This window comes from Vibrio sp. EJY3, from assembly GCF_000241385.1.
In the GTDB taxonomy this organism is placed as follows: Bacteria; Pseudomonadota; Gammaproteobacteria; order Enterobacterales; family Vibrionaceae; genus Vibrio; species Vibrio natriegens.
Map to the genome: position 1 here is coordinate 2922299 of NC_016613.1, position 18618 is coordinate 2940916.

The 18618-nt window shown below is 46.0% G+C and carries 14 protein-coding genes and 8 tRNA genes; all 22 read right to left on the minus strand.

The features are described from left to right. The 22 genes from VEJY3_RS13110 to pncC all read right to left on the minus strand — a co-directional run bounded on the left by VEJY3_RS13110 (position 1) and on the right by pncC (position 18548). On the minus strand, positions 1–606 hold the full coding sequence (locus VEJY3_RS13110) for a hypothetical protein (protein WP_014232963.1): 606 nt from the start codon (positions 604–606) through the stop codon (positions 1–3). Positions 607–630: 24 nt separating this feature from the next. Continuing rightward, positions 631–2199, minus strand: coding sequence for a glutamate--cysteine ligase (gene gshA / locus VEJY3_RS13115; protein WP_014232964.1), 1569 nt, complete (start codon positions 2197–2199; stop codon positions 631–633). A 156-nt stretch (positions 2200–2355) separates the two neighbouring features. Beyond that, complete coding sequence (locus tag VEJY3_RS13120; RefSeq protein WP_041170267.1) at positions 2356–5199, minus strand: pitrilysin family protein; 2844 nt, start codon at positions 5197–5199, stop codon at positions 2356–2358. 9 nt (positions 5200–5208) lie between these two features. Next, entirely contained in the window at positions 5209–5670 is a 462-nt protein-coding gene (locus tag VEJY3_RS13125) for a YqaA family protein (RefSeq protein ID WP_014232966.1), read from the minus strand. Then, positions 5664–6614, minus strand: coding sequence for an NADP-dependent oxidoreductase (locus VEJY3_RS13130; protein WP_014232967.1), 951 nt, complete (start codon positions 6612–6614; stop codon positions 5664–5666). The genes VEJY3_RS13125 and VEJY3_RS13130 overlap by 7 nt, the downstream gene beginning before the upstream one ends. A 137-nt stretch (positions 6615–6751) precedes the next feature. After that, complete coding sequence (locus tag VEJY3_RS13135; protein WP_014232968.1) at positions 6752–7882, minus strand: sodium ion-translocating decarboxylase subunit beta; 1131 nt, start codon at positions 7880–7882, stop codon at positions 6752–6754. 9 nt (positions 7883–7891) lie between these two features. Then, positions 7892–9679, minus strand: a complete 1788-nt coding sequence (oadA, locus tag VEJY3_RS13140; RefSeq protein WP_014232969.1) for a sodium-extruding oxaloacetate decarboxylase subunit alpha — start codon at positions 9677–9679, stop codon at positions 7892–7894. A gap of 31 nt (positions 9680–9710) precedes the next feature. After that, positions 9711–9968: an oxaloacetate decarboxylase subunit gamma gene (locus tag VEJY3_RS13145; protein ID WP_014232970.1), complete on the minus strand. Its 258-nt coding sequence runs from the start codon at positions 9966–9968 to the stop codon at positions 9711–9713. Between the two features lie 554 nt (positions 9969–10522). Beyond that, positions 10523–10599 (minus strand) — tRNA-Arg (locus tag VEJY3_RS13150). A gap of 62 nt (positions 10600–10661) precedes the next feature. Further along, positions 10662–10738 (minus strand) — tRNA-Arg (locus VEJY3_RS13155). A 63-nt stretch (positions 10739–10801) separates the two neighbouring features. Then, positions 10802–10878: transfer RNA gene (locus VEJY3_RS13160), tRNA-Arg, on the minus strand. Positions 10879–10941: 63 nt separating this feature from the next. Continuing rightward, positions 10942–11018 (minus strand) — tRNA-Arg (locus VEJY3_RS13165). An 80-nt stretch (positions 11019–11098) separates the two neighbouring features. After that, positions 11099–11175, minus strand: a tRNA-Arg gene (locus VEJY3_RS13170). A 67-nt stretch (positions 11176–11242) separates the two neighbouring features. Then, a tRNA-Ser gene (locus VEJY3_RS13175) sits at positions 11243–11335 on the minus strand. A 48-nt stretch (positions 11336–11383) separates the two neighbouring features. Beyond that, a tRNA-Arg gene (locus VEJY3_RS13180) sits at positions 11384–11460 on the minus strand. Between the two features lie 43 nt (positions 11461–11503). Beyond that, positions 11504–11596: transfer RNA gene (locus VEJY3_RS13185), tRNA-Ser, on the minus strand. A gap of 243 nt (positions 11597–11839) precedes the next feature. Further along, the gene (gene csrA, locus VEJY3_RS13190) at positions 11840–12037 is read right to left on the minus strand and encodes a carbon storage regulator CsrA (RefSeq protein ID WP_004415691.1); all 198 of its coding nucleotides are present in this window, start codon (positions 12035–12037) and stop codon (positions 11840–11842) included. Positions 12038–12128: 91 nt separating this feature from the next. Continuing rightward, the gene (locus VEJY3_RS13195) at positions 12129–13316 is read right to left on the minus strand and encodes an aspartate kinase (protein ID WP_014232971.1); all 1188 of its coding nucleotides are present in this window, start codon (positions 13314–13316) and stop codon (positions 12129–12131) included. Between the two features lie 196 nt (positions 13317–13512). Further along, positions 13513–16095: an alanine--tRNA ligase gene (gene alaS / locus VEJY3_RS13200; RefSeq protein WP_014232972.1), complete on the minus strand. Its 2583-nt coding sequence runs from the start codon at positions 16093–16095 to the stop codon at positions 13513–13515. 142 nt (positions 16096–16237) lie between these two features. After that, the gene (recX, locus tag VEJY3_RS13205; protein ID WP_014232973.1) at positions 16238–16705 is read right to left on the minus strand and encodes a recombination regulator RecX; all 468 of its coding nucleotides are present in this window, start codon (positions 16703–16705) and stop codon (positions 16238–16240) included. Between the two features lie 114 nt (positions 16706–16819). Further along, a complete protein-coding gene (recA, locus tag VEJY3_RS13210; protein ID WP_014232974.1) occupies positions 16820–17866 on the minus strand; it encodes a recombinase RecA in 1047 nt (348 codons plus the stop codon). 190 nt (positions 17867–18056) lie between these two features. Further along, positions 18057–18548 (minus strand): nicotinamide-nucleotide amidase, encoded by a 492-nt coding sequence (gene pncC, locus VEJY3_RS13215; protein WP_014232975.1) that lies wholly within the window; start codon positions 18546–18548, stop codon positions 18057–18059. Between the last annotated feature and the right edge of the window lie 70 nt (positions 18549–18618).

Below are 18618 nucleotides of genomic sequence, written 5' to 3' on the forward strand. Positions count from 1 at the left end.
TTAAAAGAACCAGCTGCTGTTGTCTTCCAGTTCCTGACGACATTGTTTCAGCTGCCAGCCATAATTCTTCGCGGTTTGTTCTACACGTCTCGCGACTTTAACTAAGCTAGGTTTCCTTTTATAGGTTCCGCGCTGATAACCACCTCTCCCTTCATGATAGGCAAGATACTGGTTATATGGGTCCCATAAAGAGATACCAAGCTGGCGACGGGTTTCGTGGGTATACCAACCGACAAACATCATAGCGTCATCAAAGTTAGTACGCGAGCCACCTTGCCCGGTCGAATCCTGAAAATCGTCCCAGGCGGGATCTTGCGCCTGAGCGTAGCCATATGCGCTACTGACTCTTCCCCAAGGGATAAAGCCCAGCACATAATCTTTGGGTGGTTTTGCGTCGTGTCGGTATCCGCTCTCTTGCTTGATAATCGCCATTGCGACATGGATCGGAGTACCCCACTCTTCTTCCATATCTTTCGCATCATCATACCAGCCAGATTTTTCGCGGAATATCTCACATAGATTATCTTGCTGCTGTGGTGGTGCCGTCGCACATCCGGCGAGCAACACACTACCTAACACCGATACAACCAGAGGCTTAATATTCAATCCCACCCAATCCTTACTACTCTGTTATTGTTTTAAATAAGAAAAATAGTCTTCCAGGAAGTCATCAAAAGACATCGTGTCACTTAGCTCTGCTTGCTTTTGCTTTTCAACCGATGCTAACGCTTCCTGTTCCATCACGTCTTGTGAGTAATGTTGGTAGCCGTGATTCAGGTTATCTTCACGATGCTTCATACCAAGTGAACAACCTACTTTACCTAAGCCGCCCAACTCCTTGGTCAGTTCCAGCAATTGACCAGAAGTCGTCAATTCAGGTTCATCAATCCAGCCAGTTAACTTATCGCAAACCTCTTGGTAAGCATTATCACCGTTCACTTCATCCATCATCACAGCAATTTGGCGCAGATCTGCAAACACACGGTGAGCCCACTCTTGTAGAGGTAAGCGCTCACCTTGGCAACCGATCTGAAGCATCAAGCCTTTTTCACGGCCCGATACAATGACCTTGTTCCAGTTATCACGCCAACACTCCAGTTCACAGTTATCCATTGGTTCTGAGTCTGACAATGCTGCCCAAGTCAGGAACAGGTCGAGGAAGCGAACTTGCTCTTCCGTTATACCTACTGGGCTGAACGGGTTCACGTCCAATGAACGAACTTCAATATATTCAACACCCGCACGCTTTAACGCTTCTGATGGTTTCTCACCACTTTTAGCCACGCGTTTAGGGCGAATTGGCGCGTACAATTCGTTTTCTATTTGCAACACATTCGAGTTGAGCTGACGGTACTCGCCATCAACTTTCACACCAATTTTTGCGAACTCTTCTGACGGACGACGAATAGCATCACTTAAACCTTCCAGATACTGGTCAATACTATTGAAGCCAATCTTTAGCGAACTCTGTGCATTATTCGTATAACCAAGGTCACTCAGACGCAAAGACGTTGATTTCGGTAAGAATAACGTTCCACCCAAGCTCTCGAACGGTAAGCTTGTTTCTCGGCCTTGAATAAACGAACCACACAACGCAGGCGAAGCACCAAAGAAGTAGGGAATCATCCAACCAAAACGATAGTAGTTACGAATGAGGGCAAAATAGGCATCGGATTTGGTTTCCTGACGAGCCTCTTCATCCTGCTCACCATATAGGGCATCCCAAAACGATTCTGGGAACGAGAAGTTGAAGTGAACACCCGAAATGATCTGCATTAAGCTGCCATAACGGCGTTTCAAACCCTCTCGGTAGAGCGTTTTCATTCGAGCTGCGTTAGACGATCCGTACTGTGCCAGATTAATATTATCTTCACTGGCGACATAACATGGCATCGAAAGCGGCCACATTTTTTCTTCACCCATTTTAGTTTGAGTAAAGTGATGAATATCTTTGAGTTGTGCCATTAGCTCCGGAACATCATGAGAAACCGGGGTAATGAATTCCAGTAGCGACTCTGAAAAGTCCGTGGTAATCCACTGGTTTGTGAACGCTGAGCCCAATCCCTCTGGATGAGGTGTTGTTGCTAGCTGTCCATCCTGACGATAGCGTAACGTTTCACGCTCAACACCGCGTCCAAACTGCTTAAATACTTCCGGGTTTGATGCAACTTTTTCCAGTCGCGCAGCAAAATCAGTCAAAATGAGGTTCGCTTATATTAGGAGCAGGCCACTTGCCATCCGAAGCAAGTGAAAGCTAAGTTATTGATATTTAGTTCATCTAGATAAAGAACCCATGAAAAGTCACTTATCTAGATGTATAGCGGAGAGCACGCCCTCCGCTATTAGATGTGTACTCTATCGAATGATTTCAAGCTCTTCTACGTCTTTCCCCAACTTTTCTAATTGAGGACGAAGTGATTTTGCATCGCCAACCACAATGATTTGGTAGTCATTCGGGTCAAACCACTTCTGTGCGAGAGTGTTAAGCGTCTGCTTGTCCACGGTTTCCACAATCGCATTTCGCTGCTGGAGATAGTCTTTATCAAGGTTGTACTTAAAGATATCACTGATGAGCTCCGCCTTTTGTGTTGGAGTTTCATATTTCAGTGCATCTTTTTGTCCTACCGCCTGGCGCATAAACGTCAATTCATCATCCGTCATACCTGCTTGAGAGAATTCATTCAGTTCATTCTTCATTTCCATGATCGAAGCAATGGTCGCATCAGCACGCACTTGTGCGGTGAATACAACGGAGCCTGTTTCCGGATTACCAGAGAAGTAACCATATGCCCCGTAAGTGTAACCTTTGTCTTCACGCAGGTTTTGGTTGATACGGCTGTTAAAGTTACCTGCCAGGTTGAAGTTAGCCAACTGACCCAGGAAGAATTCTCCCGTAGCATCGTATGGCACCCCTTGGCGAACCATCATAACCACGCTTTGTGGTGCTCCTGGTTTGTCGACAAGGTGAACTTTTTGCTTACCCAATGCTGGAATACTTTGCGGCGCATATAGCGGTGCTGCGTCATCCTGCCAGTTAGCCCAGAACGCTAACTGTTGCTCGATATCTTGTTTACTCACATCACCTACCACGGTGATCTGTGCACCTTGTGGGGTGTAGTGTGTTGCGTAAAACTCACGGATATCATTAAGGGTCAGAGCTTCCATTCCAGCTTGTGTACCATCCTTAGGGCGCGCAAAAATGGAATCACCGAAAAGTACCTGGCGACTGGCTTGCGAAGCCATCCAGCTTGGGCTTTGGTGCTCATAAACCAATCCTTCCAGAGCTTGCTGTTTCACGCGTTCAAAATCTTCTTGTTTGAATGCAGGTGATAGCAGCATCTCTTCGACGATCTTCAAGGTTGGCGCTAGGTTTTTCTCCAAAGCAGAAACACTGATGTTGGTCGTATATCCTGTTGCATCGACAGAAATAACACTACCGAGCTTATCCAGCTCAGCCTGAATCTCTTCCATGCTGCGTTTGGTTGTGCCTTCCTGAAGCATCGAAGCGGTTAGCTGTGCCAGCCCTTCCTTACCTTTTTCGACAAAACGAGTGCCTGCTGGCAGGCTGAATTGCATCATAACGGTAGGCGTTTCATTACTCACTGCACCCAAGAGTTCAGAGCCGTTGTCGAAGTGCACATCATATAAGTCCGGCATAGTGGCTTGTACAGGATCACCAATTGGTGGCTGAACGGAGCGATCAAAATTATCGGTAGCTCGGCGGTAAGCAAGCTGATCATCAGTGATCTTTTTGTATTCAGGTAGTGTACGCTCAGGCGTGACAAACGTCGCTGGTTTGACAGCAAGATCGGTTTTACCCGTTGGAACCACACTTAAGGTCACTTTGGATTTACCCTGAATAAAATCACGGTACACTTTATCAACAGAGTCAGGAGTCACAGCTCGAATTTGTTCTAGCTGCTTTTCAATTAAGTCAGGCTGGCCAAAGAAAGTTTCATTAGAGGCTAACTGTGTCACCTTGCCTTTTACGCTTTCCAACGCAAAAATCGCATCGGCTTCAGCCTTACCGGTAAGCTGCTCGAGACGCTGTTCTGTTACACCCGTGTCAGCAAATTTATTTAAAGACTGCATTACGTCGCCATACAGTTTAGATAAATCGCCTTTGTCGCCAGAGTCTCCCATCGCATAGACAAAGAAGGTACATGCCAGCTCTGCACAGTCGTGGAATGAACCCGCATCAACCGCTTTCTGTGTTTTCACCAGATCTTGATAAAGTAAGCTGTTGGTTCCGCCACCAAGTACTTCGGATAACGTATCCAGTGACGCTTGGCTTGCTTCACCATCGTAAGTCGTTGGCCACGCGATCATCACCATTGGCTGCTGAATACGGTCTTCTAGCGTAATGTATTTGCTTTCGGTCAGCGTTGCTGGTTGTTTTGCTGCATTCTCAACTTCTGGACCACGAGGAATAGAGCCAAAGTACTTGTTAACCCAAGCCAGAGTCTTTTCAACATCCAGATCACCACCTATCGTCAGCGTGGCGTTATTTGGGCCATACCATCGCAAGAAAAAGGCTTTCAGATCATTCACATCAACGCGATCTAAATCTTCTACATAACCGATTGTTTGCCATGAGTAAGGGTGGCCTTCTGGATATAACGCTTCTGACATGCGTTCCCAGATCAAACCGTACGGACGGTTATCGTAGCGTTGAGCACGTTCGTTCTTAACCGTAGAGCGTTGAATTTCAAACTTATGCTGTGAAACTGCGTCAAGCAAAAAGCCCATACGATCAGATTCGAGCCAAAGCATTTTTTCTAGCTGATTGGCTGGTACAGTTTCAAAGTAGTTAGTGCGGTCTCGGTTGGTTGTCCCATTGAGTGTACCACCAGCCTCAGTGATGATTTTAAAATGCTCTTGGTCACCTACGTTCTCTGAGCCTTGGAACATCATGTGCTCAAAGAAGTGCGCAAACCCAGACTTACCGATTTCTTCACGAGCAGAGCCAACATGATAAGTCATATCAACGTGTACCAGCGGATCTGAATCTTCTGGTGCGAGAATGACGGTCAATCCGTTATCAAGCTTGTATTTTTGGTATGGGATTTTAACTTTGCCTTCTTCCGCTTGTGATGACTCTACGAAAGTGATCCCCTCTGGCAGTGAAGAAACAGGGGATTGTGATGCACAACCCGTGATCACGAGCAGTGAACACGCGCCAACCCAAAACATTCTCATGTACTTTCCTTAAAATAATCCGAGATAGATGGCTGCTAGAAGGCTGTATCTAGCGGCCTTTCCAAAAAATATTAACATTACACACGGCAGGAATTTCATCCTTAACCATCCTGCCGCTAAGCACAGCGGGTCACCAACAATAGGTAGCCAACTGAAAAATAAAGCCCAGTAACCATATTTTGATAACCACTTTAACGCGGTATGGCCATGTTTTTCATCCTGGGTTTTATTTGGAATCCATAATCCAAGCCAGTAATTGGTCAAACCGCCAAGGGTATTACCAATCGTAGCTACAGTGATGATGGAAAAGACGGAATATTGATTTAGAGAGAGGGTCGCTATGAGACCAGCCTCAGAGCCACCAGGAAGTAAGGTAGCACTGAGAAAACCTGTCATAAAAAGCACCCACAATGCTGACCCAGAAAACCAAAGCGCGATACTCTCAAAGCCAGCATTGAATGCTGCTAACATGTCATATCAAGCAAAACCTTGCCTCGAGTGCGCCCAGACTCCACTTGTTCGTGAGCTGCGACAACCTCGTCCATTGGGTAGACATGTTGAACCTCTGTTTTTAGTAAACCTACATCAGCCATATACAGTAAAGAATCCAGCTGCTCTGGCTTAGGCTCAACTAACATACCGTTCGCTTCTAAGCCCAACTGTTTCGCTTGCTCGCAAATCTTCTCAGCAGTAATCGTAGGAATAGTCACAATCCTAGCATTAGGCTTGAGACATTTGAGAGCGTCCAGAGCCGCATCTCCACCCACTAAATCAATTAAAACATCTATATCTTCAACACGTTCTGACACTGGTCCTAATTGATAGTTCACTGCATGGGCACCAAGTGAGGTGAGATAATCGACATTTCGCTCACTACAAGTTGTAAAAACCTCAGCCTTGCTTGCGACAGCCAGTTGCACCGCAATGTGTCCTACGCCACCCGCACCAGCAAGGACTAAAACACGATCGCTTTCTGTGACATTGGCTTTCTCCAGTGCCTGAGCCGCGGTTTGTCCGGCAAGAGGAAGCACTGCCGCCGATTCCAAAGGAACATTACTTGGTACGTGGCTCAGTTCTGATTCAGGCACAGATACATATTGACTGTATCCGCCACCTCTTACTGGAAAACCAATGAAACCAGCTACCTTATCTCCAACAGCAAAGCGGGATGTTTGCTCACCACAAGATACGACTTCGCCTGAAATGTCATATCCCGGAACCCAAGGCAGATTGTCTTTGTTTTGCGCCGCAGCCCAGCCCAGACCTGCACGAGTCTTCACATCAATAGGATTAATGCCAGAAAAAGAAACCTTAACTAACACTTCACCTGACTGTGGTGACGGTGTTGGGGCATGTTGAACCGCAAGTACGCTTGCTTCTCCAAATTCAGTGATAACTATTTGTTTGTGTTCCATAAACCATTCCTTGAAAGACAAAAAGGGATGCCGAAGCATCCCTTTGACTATAAACCATTTTGTTTAGCTAAGTTAATGGCTGTAAGCGGATAATTTAATCCCCCGCACAGTCACTGCGCGAGTATGTTACCCACACACTAGCCGACCAGTGCAAGCAGAATACCTGCCGCTACTGCAGAGCCAAGAACACCCGCTACGTTAGGACCCATAGCGTGCATTAACAAGAAGTTTTGTGGGTTTGCATCCAAGCCCACTTTGTTCACCACTCGCGCCGCCATTGGCACAGCAGAAACACCAGCCGCGCCGATAAGTGGGTTGATGTCTTCTTTCGAGAACTTGTTGAGTAACTTCGCCATTAGAACGCCAGCTGCCGTACCGATACTGAAAGCAACCGCGCCCAAAGCCAAAATACCAAGCGTTTCCAAGTTTAGGAACTTATCCGCTTGCAACTTAGAGCCAACACCAAGACCAAGGAAGATGGTCACGATATTGATAAGTTCGTTCTGGGCTGTCTTCGATAAACGATCGACAACCCCTGCTTCACGCATCAAGTTACCCAAACAGAACATCCCTACCAGAGGTGTTGCAGATGGCAAAAACAGAATGGTCATCAACAGTACAGCTAGCGGGAAAATAACTTTTTCCCACTTACCGACATGACGCAACTGAGCCATTTTTACCTGACGCTCTTCCTGCGTGGTTAACGCTTTCATGATTGGTGGCTGGATAATCGGCACCAACGCCATGTAGCTATATGCCGCAACCGCAATCGCGCCGAGTAAGTCTGGAGACAGTTTACTTGCCAGGAAAATAGCGGTTGGGCCATCAGCACCACCGATAATCGCAATTGACGATGCGTCTGCCATGGAGAATTCCATGCCCGGTACATAGTTCAGCAAAATCGCACCAAATAGCGTTGCAAAAATACCAAACTGCGCCGCAGCACCTAACCAAAGCGTTTTAGGGTTCGCAATCAACGCGCCAAAGTCCGTCATTGCGCCAACGCCCATAAAGATCAACAGCGGGAATACACCCGACTCAATCCCGATGTGGTAGACGTAGTACAGCAAACCACCCGGTTCGGTGAAACCCGCATTAGGAATGTTAGCTAAAATCGCACCAAAACCAATTGGAAGTAGAAGCAGGGGTTCAAAACCCTTTCGAATCGCCAAAAACAGCAGAGTACAGCCAACCAGCATCATGCAGATTTGGCCAAACTCAAAGTTAGCGATCCCTGTTTCTAACCATAGGGTCATCAATCCGTCCATGATACTCCCTTACGCCAGGCTAAGAAGAGGTGCACCTACCGTCACGGCATCACCTTCTTTCACATTTAACTCCTGAACGATACCACCACGCGCAGCTCGAACTTCCGTTTCCATCTTCATCGCTTCTAAGATCAGTAGCACGTCACCTTCAGCCACTTCAGCACCTGGCTGTACATTGACTTTAAAGATGTTGCCCGCAAGTGGAGCAGGAACGGACTCAGCTGAAGTGTTAGCTGGTGCTGCTGGAGCCACTGCTTTCGCTGGCGCTGCTGAAGGTGTTACCGACGTCAGCTCACCTTGCGGTCCTACTTCTACTTCATAAACTTGTCCGTCAACACGAACACTGTATGTTTCTACGCCGCCTGCTGATGCTTGAGCAACTGGTGCCGGAGCAGGTTTAGCAGATTCTAAGGTAGGAGCTGGCTCAAACGCTTCAGGGTTGCCGCGGTTTTTCAGGAACTTAAGGCCAACTTGAGGGAATAGCGCGTAAGTTAATACATCATCAACTCTTTCACTTGCCAGCTTGATGCCTTCAGATTTCGCTTTATCCATCAGCTCAACTGTCAGCGCTTCCATTTCTGGCTCTAGTAAATCAGCCGGGCGGCAAGTGATAGGCTCTTTACCTTCCAGAACTTTAGCTTGTAGCTCTGCATTGATTGGCGCAGGCGCTTGACCATATTCGCCCTTCAACAGACCCGCAGTTTCCTTGGTAATGCTCTTGTAGCGTTCGCCAGTCAGTACGTTGATAACAGCCTGAGTGCCGACAATTTGCGAAGTTGGTGTTACCAATGGAATGAAACCAAGATCTTCACGAACACGAGGGATCTCTTCTAGTACTTCATCAAGACGATCGGCAGCGCCCTGCTCTTTAAGCTGGCCTTCCATGTTGGTTAACATGCCACCTGGTACTTGAGCAATCAAAATGCGAGAATCCACGCCTTTCAATTGACCTTCCCACTTCGCGTATTTCTTACGAACCTCACGGAAGTAAGCAGCAATCGGCTCAATCTCTTCCAGTTTCAGGTTAGTGTCACGCTCTGTACCCTGAAGCATCGCTACCACAGTTTCTGTTGGCGTATGGCCGTAAGTACTACTCATTGATGAAATCGCAGTATCAAGAATGTCGATACCCGCTTCTACTGCTTTAATCGCCGTAGCCGTTGATAGACCCGTAGTTGCATGACAGTGCAGTGCCAGTGGCACATCACATGATGCTTTGATACGAGTAATCAACTCTTCAGCTTCATAAGGTTTTAGTAGACCTGACATGTCTTTAATACATAAAGAATGGCAGCCTAGGTCTTCCAGACGTTTTGCCAGATCAACCCACGTGTCAGCGTTGTGTACTGGGCTGGTTGTGTAAGACAGCGTGCCTTGTGCGTGAGCGCCAACATCCACGGTTGCTTTAACCGCTTTTTGGAAATTTCGCACATCATTCATCGCATCAAAAATACGGAAAACATCCATACCATTGGCATGTGCACGCTCAACAAACTTCTCTACTACGTCATCAGCATAATGGCGGTATCCTAAAAGGTTCTGACCACGCAGTAGCATTTGCATTGGTGTGTTCGGCATCGCTTTTTTCAGCTCTCGTAAACGCTCCCACGGATCTTCTCCAAGGAATCGAATACACGAATCAAACGTTGCCCCACCCCACGTCTCTAAAGACCAATAACCAATCTTGTCCAGTTCAGCCGCGATAGGCAGCATATCGTCGATACGCATACGCGTAGCAAACAGTGATTGATGGGCGTCTCTTAGGACCACATCAGTAATAGCTAGTGGTTTAGACATACTCTTAAACTCCTTTTTAATCCTATTTCGGCTACTTCGCGACAGAGGTGCGATGTTTATGAATCGCAGCCGAGATCGCCGCCACGACTTGTGGACTAACAGCTGAAGAGGTTGATTGATTATTGTTTTTTATTTTAGGTGCAGCGATCGGCTCTAGGACTTCTTCTGGTATGAGTCTCGACATGAGCCGAACGAGATAAACAAGAATAGTGAGGAAAATAAATACAACCGCCATCCCAGTAATCATGAGAGTGGCTGCATCTACTAGCAGGCTTCCTATATTAGTCATGTTGCTTCCTTTCTTTGTCATCCTGACAGGTGCAGGATGTTAATTGTGTCATATCCCGACCCATGGATTATCTCGACTGGTTAAACTTTGTCAATTTTGTTTAAGGAAGGTTGGTAGTAAACCCTACAAATGATTATTCATTCACTACCCAGATCACAGTTCGTATGCAAACAATGCAGGTAATGTGACAATTCAATTCATAAACAGACTAAATCAAAGCACATATAAAAACTGCGATTAGGGCTTCAAAACAACGATAGGCAAGATCAATAAAAACCAATAATAAACAATGAGATAATTAGTTTTAACATTTTAAAAACATATGAAAAACAAAGCATTTACAACAAAAGAAATGAGGAAGGAAAAGAGGTTAAACAGGGAGAAAACGTCATTTTCAGCGTGAAAACCTTCGCCACAAAACAAATTGGCTATGATAAGCAAGTTTTGAATAAATCAGTAAAAGCTGAAAATCGGCAAACAGAGAGTTTATTTGAGAGAAAGAGCACAAATGGCAGATACAAAAAAGCCTCGCATAAGCGAGGCTTTGTAATAAGTGGCGCGTCCTGGAGGATTCGAACCTCCGACCGCCTGGTTCGTAGCCAGGTACTCTATCCAGCTGAGCTAAGGACGCGCAGTTTTCGATATCAATGCCTGTAAACAGGAATTCAATATCAGGGCATTACCCTCAATAAGTGGCGCGTCCTGGAGGATTCGAACCTCCGACCGCCTGGTTCGTAGCCAGGTACTCTATCCAGCTGAGCTAAGGACGCGCAGTTTTCGATATCAATGCCTGAAAGCAGGGAAATCAATATCAGGGCAATACCCTCAATAAGTGGCGCGTCCTGGAGGATTCGAACCTCCGACCGCCTGGTTCGTAGCCAGGTACTCTATCCAGCTGAGCTAAGGACGCGCAGTTTTCGATATCAATGCCTGTAATCAGAAAATCAATATCAGGGCATTACCCTTCAATAAGTGGCGCGTCCTGGAGGATTCGAACCTCCGACCGCCTGGTTCGTAGCCAGGTACTCTATCCAGCTGAGCTAAGGACGCACACGTTTCGATATCAACTTTAGTCAATATCAGGGCAATACCCTAAATTCTTTTTCAAAAAAGTCAGACTTATTTGAAAGTGGCGCGTCCTGGAGGATTCGAACCTCCGACCGCCTGGTTCGTAGCCAGGTACTCTATCCAGCTGAGCTAAGGACGCACATTTTGTGAAATAAATCACATTACTTTGTTTTAGAACAAAAAAAATTGACTGCTACGTCAATAAATGGCGGTGAGGGAGGGATTCGAACCCTCGATGCGGCTACAAACCACATACTCCCTTAGCAGGGGAGCGCCTTCGGCCTCTCGGCCACCTCACCACATTATTCATACTCAAATACATCATCAAAGAATAATGTAAAAGAATATGGCGCGTCCTGGAGGATTCGAACCTCCGACCGCCTGGTTCGTAGCCAGGTACTCTATCCAGCTGAGCTAAGGACGCACTTTTGTTCTTTGTTTGGATGCTAACTCAAACAAGGCAAGAATGGCGGTGAGGGAGGGATTCGAACCCTCGATGCGGCTACAAACCACATACTCCCTTAGCAGGGGAGCGCCTTCGGCCTCTCGGCCACCTCACCGTCTTGCGGAGGCACATATTACGTTTTACCGAAAATATGTCAAACACTTTCTTTGAAAAAAACCGCAAAAAACACTTAACCGATGCTGATTTAATCAAAGTGACTATTAAACGAACTTTACCACCCTATTATGATGAAAAAAAGAGAGTCTTCTCTGAAAAAATGACATTTATCAGAAACTAAAAAGGCCAGCCCTTCGGCTAGCCTTTTTCATTCAAACTAAGCTCTGTAAACAGATGATACTTAGTAGTTGCCTGAAGCAACGTTACCGTTACCTTTTTCAGCTTGAATGCGCATGTAGATTTCTTCGCGGTGAACTGACACTTCCTTCGGAGCGTTAACGCCGATGCGCACTTGGTTACCTTTAACACCTAGTACAGTTACAGTTACCTCATCACCAATCATCAGTGTTTCGCCTACGCGACGAGTCAAAATTAGCATTCTATGCTCCTTGAGTAATCTCTAAATTTTCTTGCTATCACGCTATTATCCAACAAAAGTTATATTTTCGTAAACTACCTTGTTAGCGAAATCACCCTATTAGGGCATGTTTTTGCTGAATGCTTAACGCTTCACTAGACGTAATGTAAGCATCATGAAGAATGTTTGCCGCCATATCCACACAGTCAGGAGATAATACTAGCATCATAGTGAGTGCATTCGTTGCGCAGAAATTGATCGCAATATCTTGCTCAGCCAGCAAATCGCATGCATGCTCGACCAATCCATTGGCCTCAAGCCCTACTGCGGTCAACAGGCTTACCATTTCACTATTACGGATTTTATCGCTGAACACCAGATCGAACTTGGCACATGCATCTTGTTTTATCATGATACCTGTCCGTTCTGTTTCCTCGATCACATTCCAGATATCGATACCTAGCATCTGACATTGCTTTGTAGCACTGGACAAATGTTCTTTATCTACTTCAATAATGGCAAGGTCTCGTTGAATAGCTATACCAGAGATGGCTTGTGTGCCAATCTCTCCCTTAACTAAACTACCTTCATTCACATCGAATGTAGAAAGCACGCGTAGTGGTACATTGTTCTTCCATGCATATTGCACCGAAGGTAAATGTAAAACTTTAGCACCACGGCTTGCCATTGCTTCCATTGAAGGAAAGTCAATCACTGCCATTTTTTGTGCCGTTTTTACTACACGTGGGTCACAAGTATAAATACCATCAACGTCGGTAAAGATTTGACACTCATCAGCACGTAGTGCACCAGCCAGTGTCACTGCGCTCGTATCTGAGCCTCCTCGACCTAATGTGGTGATATCCCCATTTTCATTCACACCCTGAAAACCTGCGACGATAACGACATGCTCTTGTTCAAGCAATGCCATCACTCTCGTAGTATCAATGTGCTTAATCGTTGCGTCATTGTGCTGGTTATCAGTCACAATGTTCGCCTGTGCTCCGGTAAGTGAGCGTGCAGGATGACCCATTTTGTTCAGTGTCATCGCCAACAGTGCCATCGACACTTGCTCACCAGCAGAGAGCAAAACATCAAGTTCTCGGGCTGTAGGAACGCTATCTACCTGTTTAGCTAGGTCCATAAGCCTATTGGTTTCGCCTGACATAGCAGACACAACTACAACAACTTGATTACCATCATTTTTCGCCTTAATGATGTGTTCAGCAACTTGGTGGATTCTTTCAATTGAACCCACAGAGGTTCCGCCAAACTTTTGCACGATAAGGGGCTTTTTCACCAGTCTTCACCTTCCCAAGACCAAAGTCTCATTCGGACCACATACATTCTGTTTATATAAGTGGTAGTTACAAGAAAAACCAAGCAGCTTAGTGGGCCAGCTTAATCTCTGGTCCATTAAACCACTTGGTCAACTTAAAAAAATTACGCCCAATCAAAACAAATTGATTGAGCGTATATTTGTTATTTATAGCATGTTACAAGCGCTCTTCTAGCCAAGGCTGAACAGTTTTGATTGCTTCTGGAAGTGCCGCTACGTCAGTACCGCCAGCTTGCGCCATATCAGGACGACCGCCGCCTTTACCACCAACCTGCTCTGCTACCATTTTAACTAAATCACCCGCTTTGACTTTGCCAACCAGATCTTTAGTTACACCAGCGATCAAACCAACTTTGTCACCCGTGATGTTAGCCAGAAGTACAACACCAGAACCCATTTGGTTCTTGATATCATCAACCATAGTACGTAGGTTTTTGCTGTCAGCACCTTCTAGAGCCGCAACCAATACTTTTGTACCGTTAACTTCTACCGCTTTACCCATGATGTTTGCGCTTTCTGCCGCAGCCATCTTGTCTTTCAGCTTTTGAATTTCTTTTTCAAGCGCTTTCGATTTCTGCGCAGATTCTGCCAGTTTCTCTTCGTACTTAGCTGTTTGAGCTTCGATCACGTCTAGAGCTGCTTCACCTGTTACCGCTTCAATACGACGAATACCCGCAGCAATACCGCTTTCCGACGTAATTTTGAACAAACCAATGTCGCCCGTGCTAGATGCGTGGATACCACCACATAGCTCTGTTGAGAAGTCACCCATCGATAGTACGCGAACTTCATCGTCGTATTTCTCACCGAACAACGCCATCGCACCTTTCTGCTTCGCAGACTCGATGTCCATGATATTGGTTTCGATAGAGTGGTTACGACGAATTTGAGCATTAACCAGACGTTCCACTTCTTTTAGCTCTGCTGCCGTTACCGCTTCAAGGTGTGAGAAGTCAAAACGTAGGTTTTCAGGTCGAACTAGAGAGCCTTTCTGTAGCACGTGCTCACCTAATACGCGACGTAATGCCTCGTGCAGTAAGTGTGTTGCAGAGTGGTTTAGTGAAGTTGCAGCTCGGCGCTCAGCGTCTACGATTGTTGCAACATCATCACCTTTCGCCAGAACGCCTTCAGCCATTACACCGTAATGCGCAATTGCATTACCTAGCTTCTGAGTGTCTTCTACACGGAATACGCCAGACTCTGTGCGAATCTCACCAGCGTCGCCACACTGACCACCTGACTCAGCGTAGAATGGTGTTTCACCAAGTACGATGATTGCTTTATCGCCTGCTGACAGTGATTCAACTTCGTTACCTTCAACGAACATGGCTTCGACAGAACTTGAACCTTTTGTGCCTGTGTAACCACAGAACTCAGTTTCCGCGTCCACTTTGATTGTCGCGTTGTAGTCTGTACCGAATTGGCCAGCTTCACGAGCACGTTGACGCTGCTCTTCCATTGCTTTCTCAAAACCTTCTTCGTCGATAGTGAACTCACGCTCACGAGCAACGTCGTTAGTTAAATCAGCAGGGAAGCCGTAGGTGTCGTAAAGTTTAAATACTGTTTCACCGTCTAGCTCTTTGCCATCCAGGTTATCTAGCGCTTCGTTCAGGATCGACATACCACGATCAAGCGTACGACCGAAGTTTTCTTCTTCGATACGCAGTACTTTCTCTACAACCGCTTGTTGACGCTTCAGTTCTTCACCAGCAGTACCCATGACTTCTGCAAGTACACCAACCAGTTTGTAGAAGAAAACACCTTGTGCACCAAGCTTGTTACCATGACGAACAGCACGACGGATAATACGGCGTAGAACGTAACCACGACCTTCATTTGAAGGCATCACGCCATCAACGATCAAGAATGAACATGAACGAATATGGTCTGCGATAACACGTAGAGACTGGTTAGACAGGTCTTCGTAACCAACTACTTCAGCAGCTGCTTTGATCAGAGTTTGGAATACGTCGATTTCGTAGTTTGAGTGAACGCCTTGCATGATCGCAGAGATACGCTCAATACCCATACCTGTATCAACAGATGGTTTTGGTAGCGGCTCCATAGTACCGTCGGCATGACGGTTGAACTGCATGAATACGTTGTTCCAGATTTCGATGAAACGGTCACCATCTTCTTCAGGAGTGCCAGGGCGACCACCCCAGATGTGCTCTCCGTGATCGTAGAAAATTTCAGTACATGGACCACAAGGACCTGTGTCACCCATCTGCCAGAAGTTATCTGACTCGTATGGCTTACCACCTTTTTTATCACCAATACGGATGATACGATCTGCTGGAACGCCTACCTTTTGGTTCCAGATATCAAATGCTTCATCATCGGTTTCGTAGATGGTAACCAGCAGGCGCTCTTGAGGCAGTTTCAGTACTTGAGTCAAAAATTCCCAAGCAAATGAAATCGCGTCTTCTTTGAAGTAATCACCAAAGCTGAAGTTACCTAGCATCTCGAAGAAAGTATGGTGACGGGCTGTGAAACCTACGTTTTCCAGGTCATTATGTTTACCGCCAGCACGTACACAACGTTGAGCCGTAGTCGCTCGAGTATAGGCTCGTTTTTCCAAGCCTAAGAAGCAATCTTTAAATTGGTTCATACCTGCGTTTGTGAACAGCAGGGTTGGGTCGTTATGTGGTACTAACGATGAACTTTCTACGATTTGGTGTCCTTTGCTTTCAAAGAACTTGAGGAACGAGTTACGAACCTCGTCAGTGCTCATGTACATGCAGCTCTTCCTGAAAATAGTCGAGTTAGAATTTCGCCGTATTGTAGATCAAGCAATCAGCTACGACTAGTTTTCTTACGGAAAAGAGGTCTTAGAGGAATAATTTTGAAGAAAAACAAAAAAAAATGCTGGAGAATCCCGCTCAATCGTGTTCGTCAAAGCTCAGTGCAAAGCTGATTTGGTCAAAGCTGTATCCACGATATTGCATAAAACGCACCTGTTTGGCGTACTCTTTCTGGTCTTTGGCTTTTATGCCTTTGAATTTTTTCTCAGCCGCCATTCTTGCCAGTTCAAACCAGTCTTGTGGCTCTTCCATCATCGCTTCATCGACAACCGATTCCGCTACGCGCTTTTGGGCTAATTCCTGACGGATCCTGCGTTCGCCATGACCTTTATAGACATGTTGGCGAATCTGGCTTTTGGCATAACGCAAATCATCAAGATAATTGTGATCCAGACAAAAATTGATCGCGGCTTCGATATCGGCTTCTTCATACCCTTTCAATGCCAGCTTTTGATATAGCTCGTACTGTCCGTGGTCACGACGGCTCAGTAACTGAATCGCAGCTTCTTTACTTGAAAGAGTTGGCGCTTGACGCTTTTGGTACATGATGATCCTAAACCTATTTTTCCTGTACAGATTTGTTGCTCAGCACTTTAGATATAGCAAATACAACAAAGCCCCGCGTCGCAGGGCTTTTATATCTTTTATTTAAAGTCGAAGTTAAAACTCTTCTTCTTTCTTCTCTGGCATTTCACCGGCTTCAGGTCCCTCAGCTACAGCTGGAGACAAAAGCATCTCACGAAGTTTCTTGTCGATAGTCTGAGCAACTTCTGTATGTTCACGCAGGTAATTACAAGCATTTGCCTTGCCCTGACCGATCTTGTCGCCATTGTAGCTGTACCAAGCACCTGCTTTTTCAACCAGTTTGTGCTTCACGCCTAAGTCTACCAGCTCACCTTCGCGGTTAAAGCCTTGACCATACATGATCTGCGTGTTTGCTTCTTTAAATGGTGCTGCAATCTTGTTCTTAACGACTTTGATGCGAGTTTCGTTACCTACAACTTCGTCGCCTTCTTTGATTGCGCCAGTACGACGGATATCAAGACGAACCGATGCATAGAATTTAAGTGCGTTACCGCCAGTTGTTGTTTCTGGGTTACCGAACATCACACCAATCTTCATACGGATTTGGTTGATGAAGATACACATACAGTTAGACTGCTTCAGGTTACCTGTTAGCTTACGCATCGCTTGAGAAAGCATACGAGCTTGGAGACCCATGTGGCTGTCGCCCATTTCGCCTTCGATTTCTGCTTTTGGAGTCAGTGCTGCAACAGAGTCAACAACCATTACGTCGATAGCACCAGAGCGCGCTAATGCATCACAGATTTCTAGCGCTTGCTCACCCGTATCAGGCTGAGAAACTAAAAGTGCATCGATATCTACGCCAAGCTTCTTCGCGTATACAGGATCCAGAGCGTGCTCCGCATCGATAAACGCACAAGTTTTGCCTTCACGCTGTGCTGCAGCAATAAGCTCAAGAGTTAGTGTCGTTTTACCAGAAGATTCCGGACCGTATACTTCGACAATACGACCCATCGGTAAGCCACCAGCACCCAAAGCGATATCAAGAGAAAGAGAACCCGTTGAGATGGTTTCTACGTCCATTGCGCGGTTATCGCCAAGGCGCATAATTGAGCCTTTACCGAATTGTTTTTCAATTTGACCTAGCGCAGCGGCGAGCGCTTTCTGTTTGTTCTCGTCCATTACTTTCTCCGATTTATTCATCTTTTTGGGCGACGAATAGTCATTAAACTTTTCTTGAGCAGTTAATCGCTCAGCAATGAAAGTTATTATACTGTTGATTCATACAGTGTCTATACCTGTATAGAAAAAACTTTAGCTGATCTACGTATAACTTTGCCGCAGAGCTTATCACGTCTGGGCTAACGTACTTTTAAATTTTCTCATCCAAATGCTGATAGATTCGAGTCAGTGCATGAAACACGGCTTGTTCACGAACGGCTGCACGATCACCGTCAAAATGCATGGTTTCAACCAAAAGCCATTGTTGATTATCTGCAAATGCAAAACATACAGTCCCAACGGGCTTTTCTTCGCTGCCACCACCTGGTCCGGCAATACCACTGATCGAGACGCCTATCGTTGCATTCGAATGCTCAAGCGCTCCTTGAACCATTTCAACCACAACGGGTTCACTGACGGCGCCGTGCATTTCCAGTGTCTTTTGCTTAACACCGAGCATCTCCATTTTCGCTTCATTGCTGTAAGTCACAAATGCACGATCCAGCCAGCCTGAACTGCCAGCAATGTCAGTAATGGCGGCAGCAACACCACCTCCGGTGCAGGATTCCGCGGTCGTCATCACATGTCCATGCTGCTCGAGTAACACACCTAAATCTGCGCTTAATTTTGTTGTTCTTTCCATAGCCAAAATGCCCTTTGTCTCTTTTTACTTGATAGGGATTCACGTATCCTAAGCCGCTCCGGAAATAAAC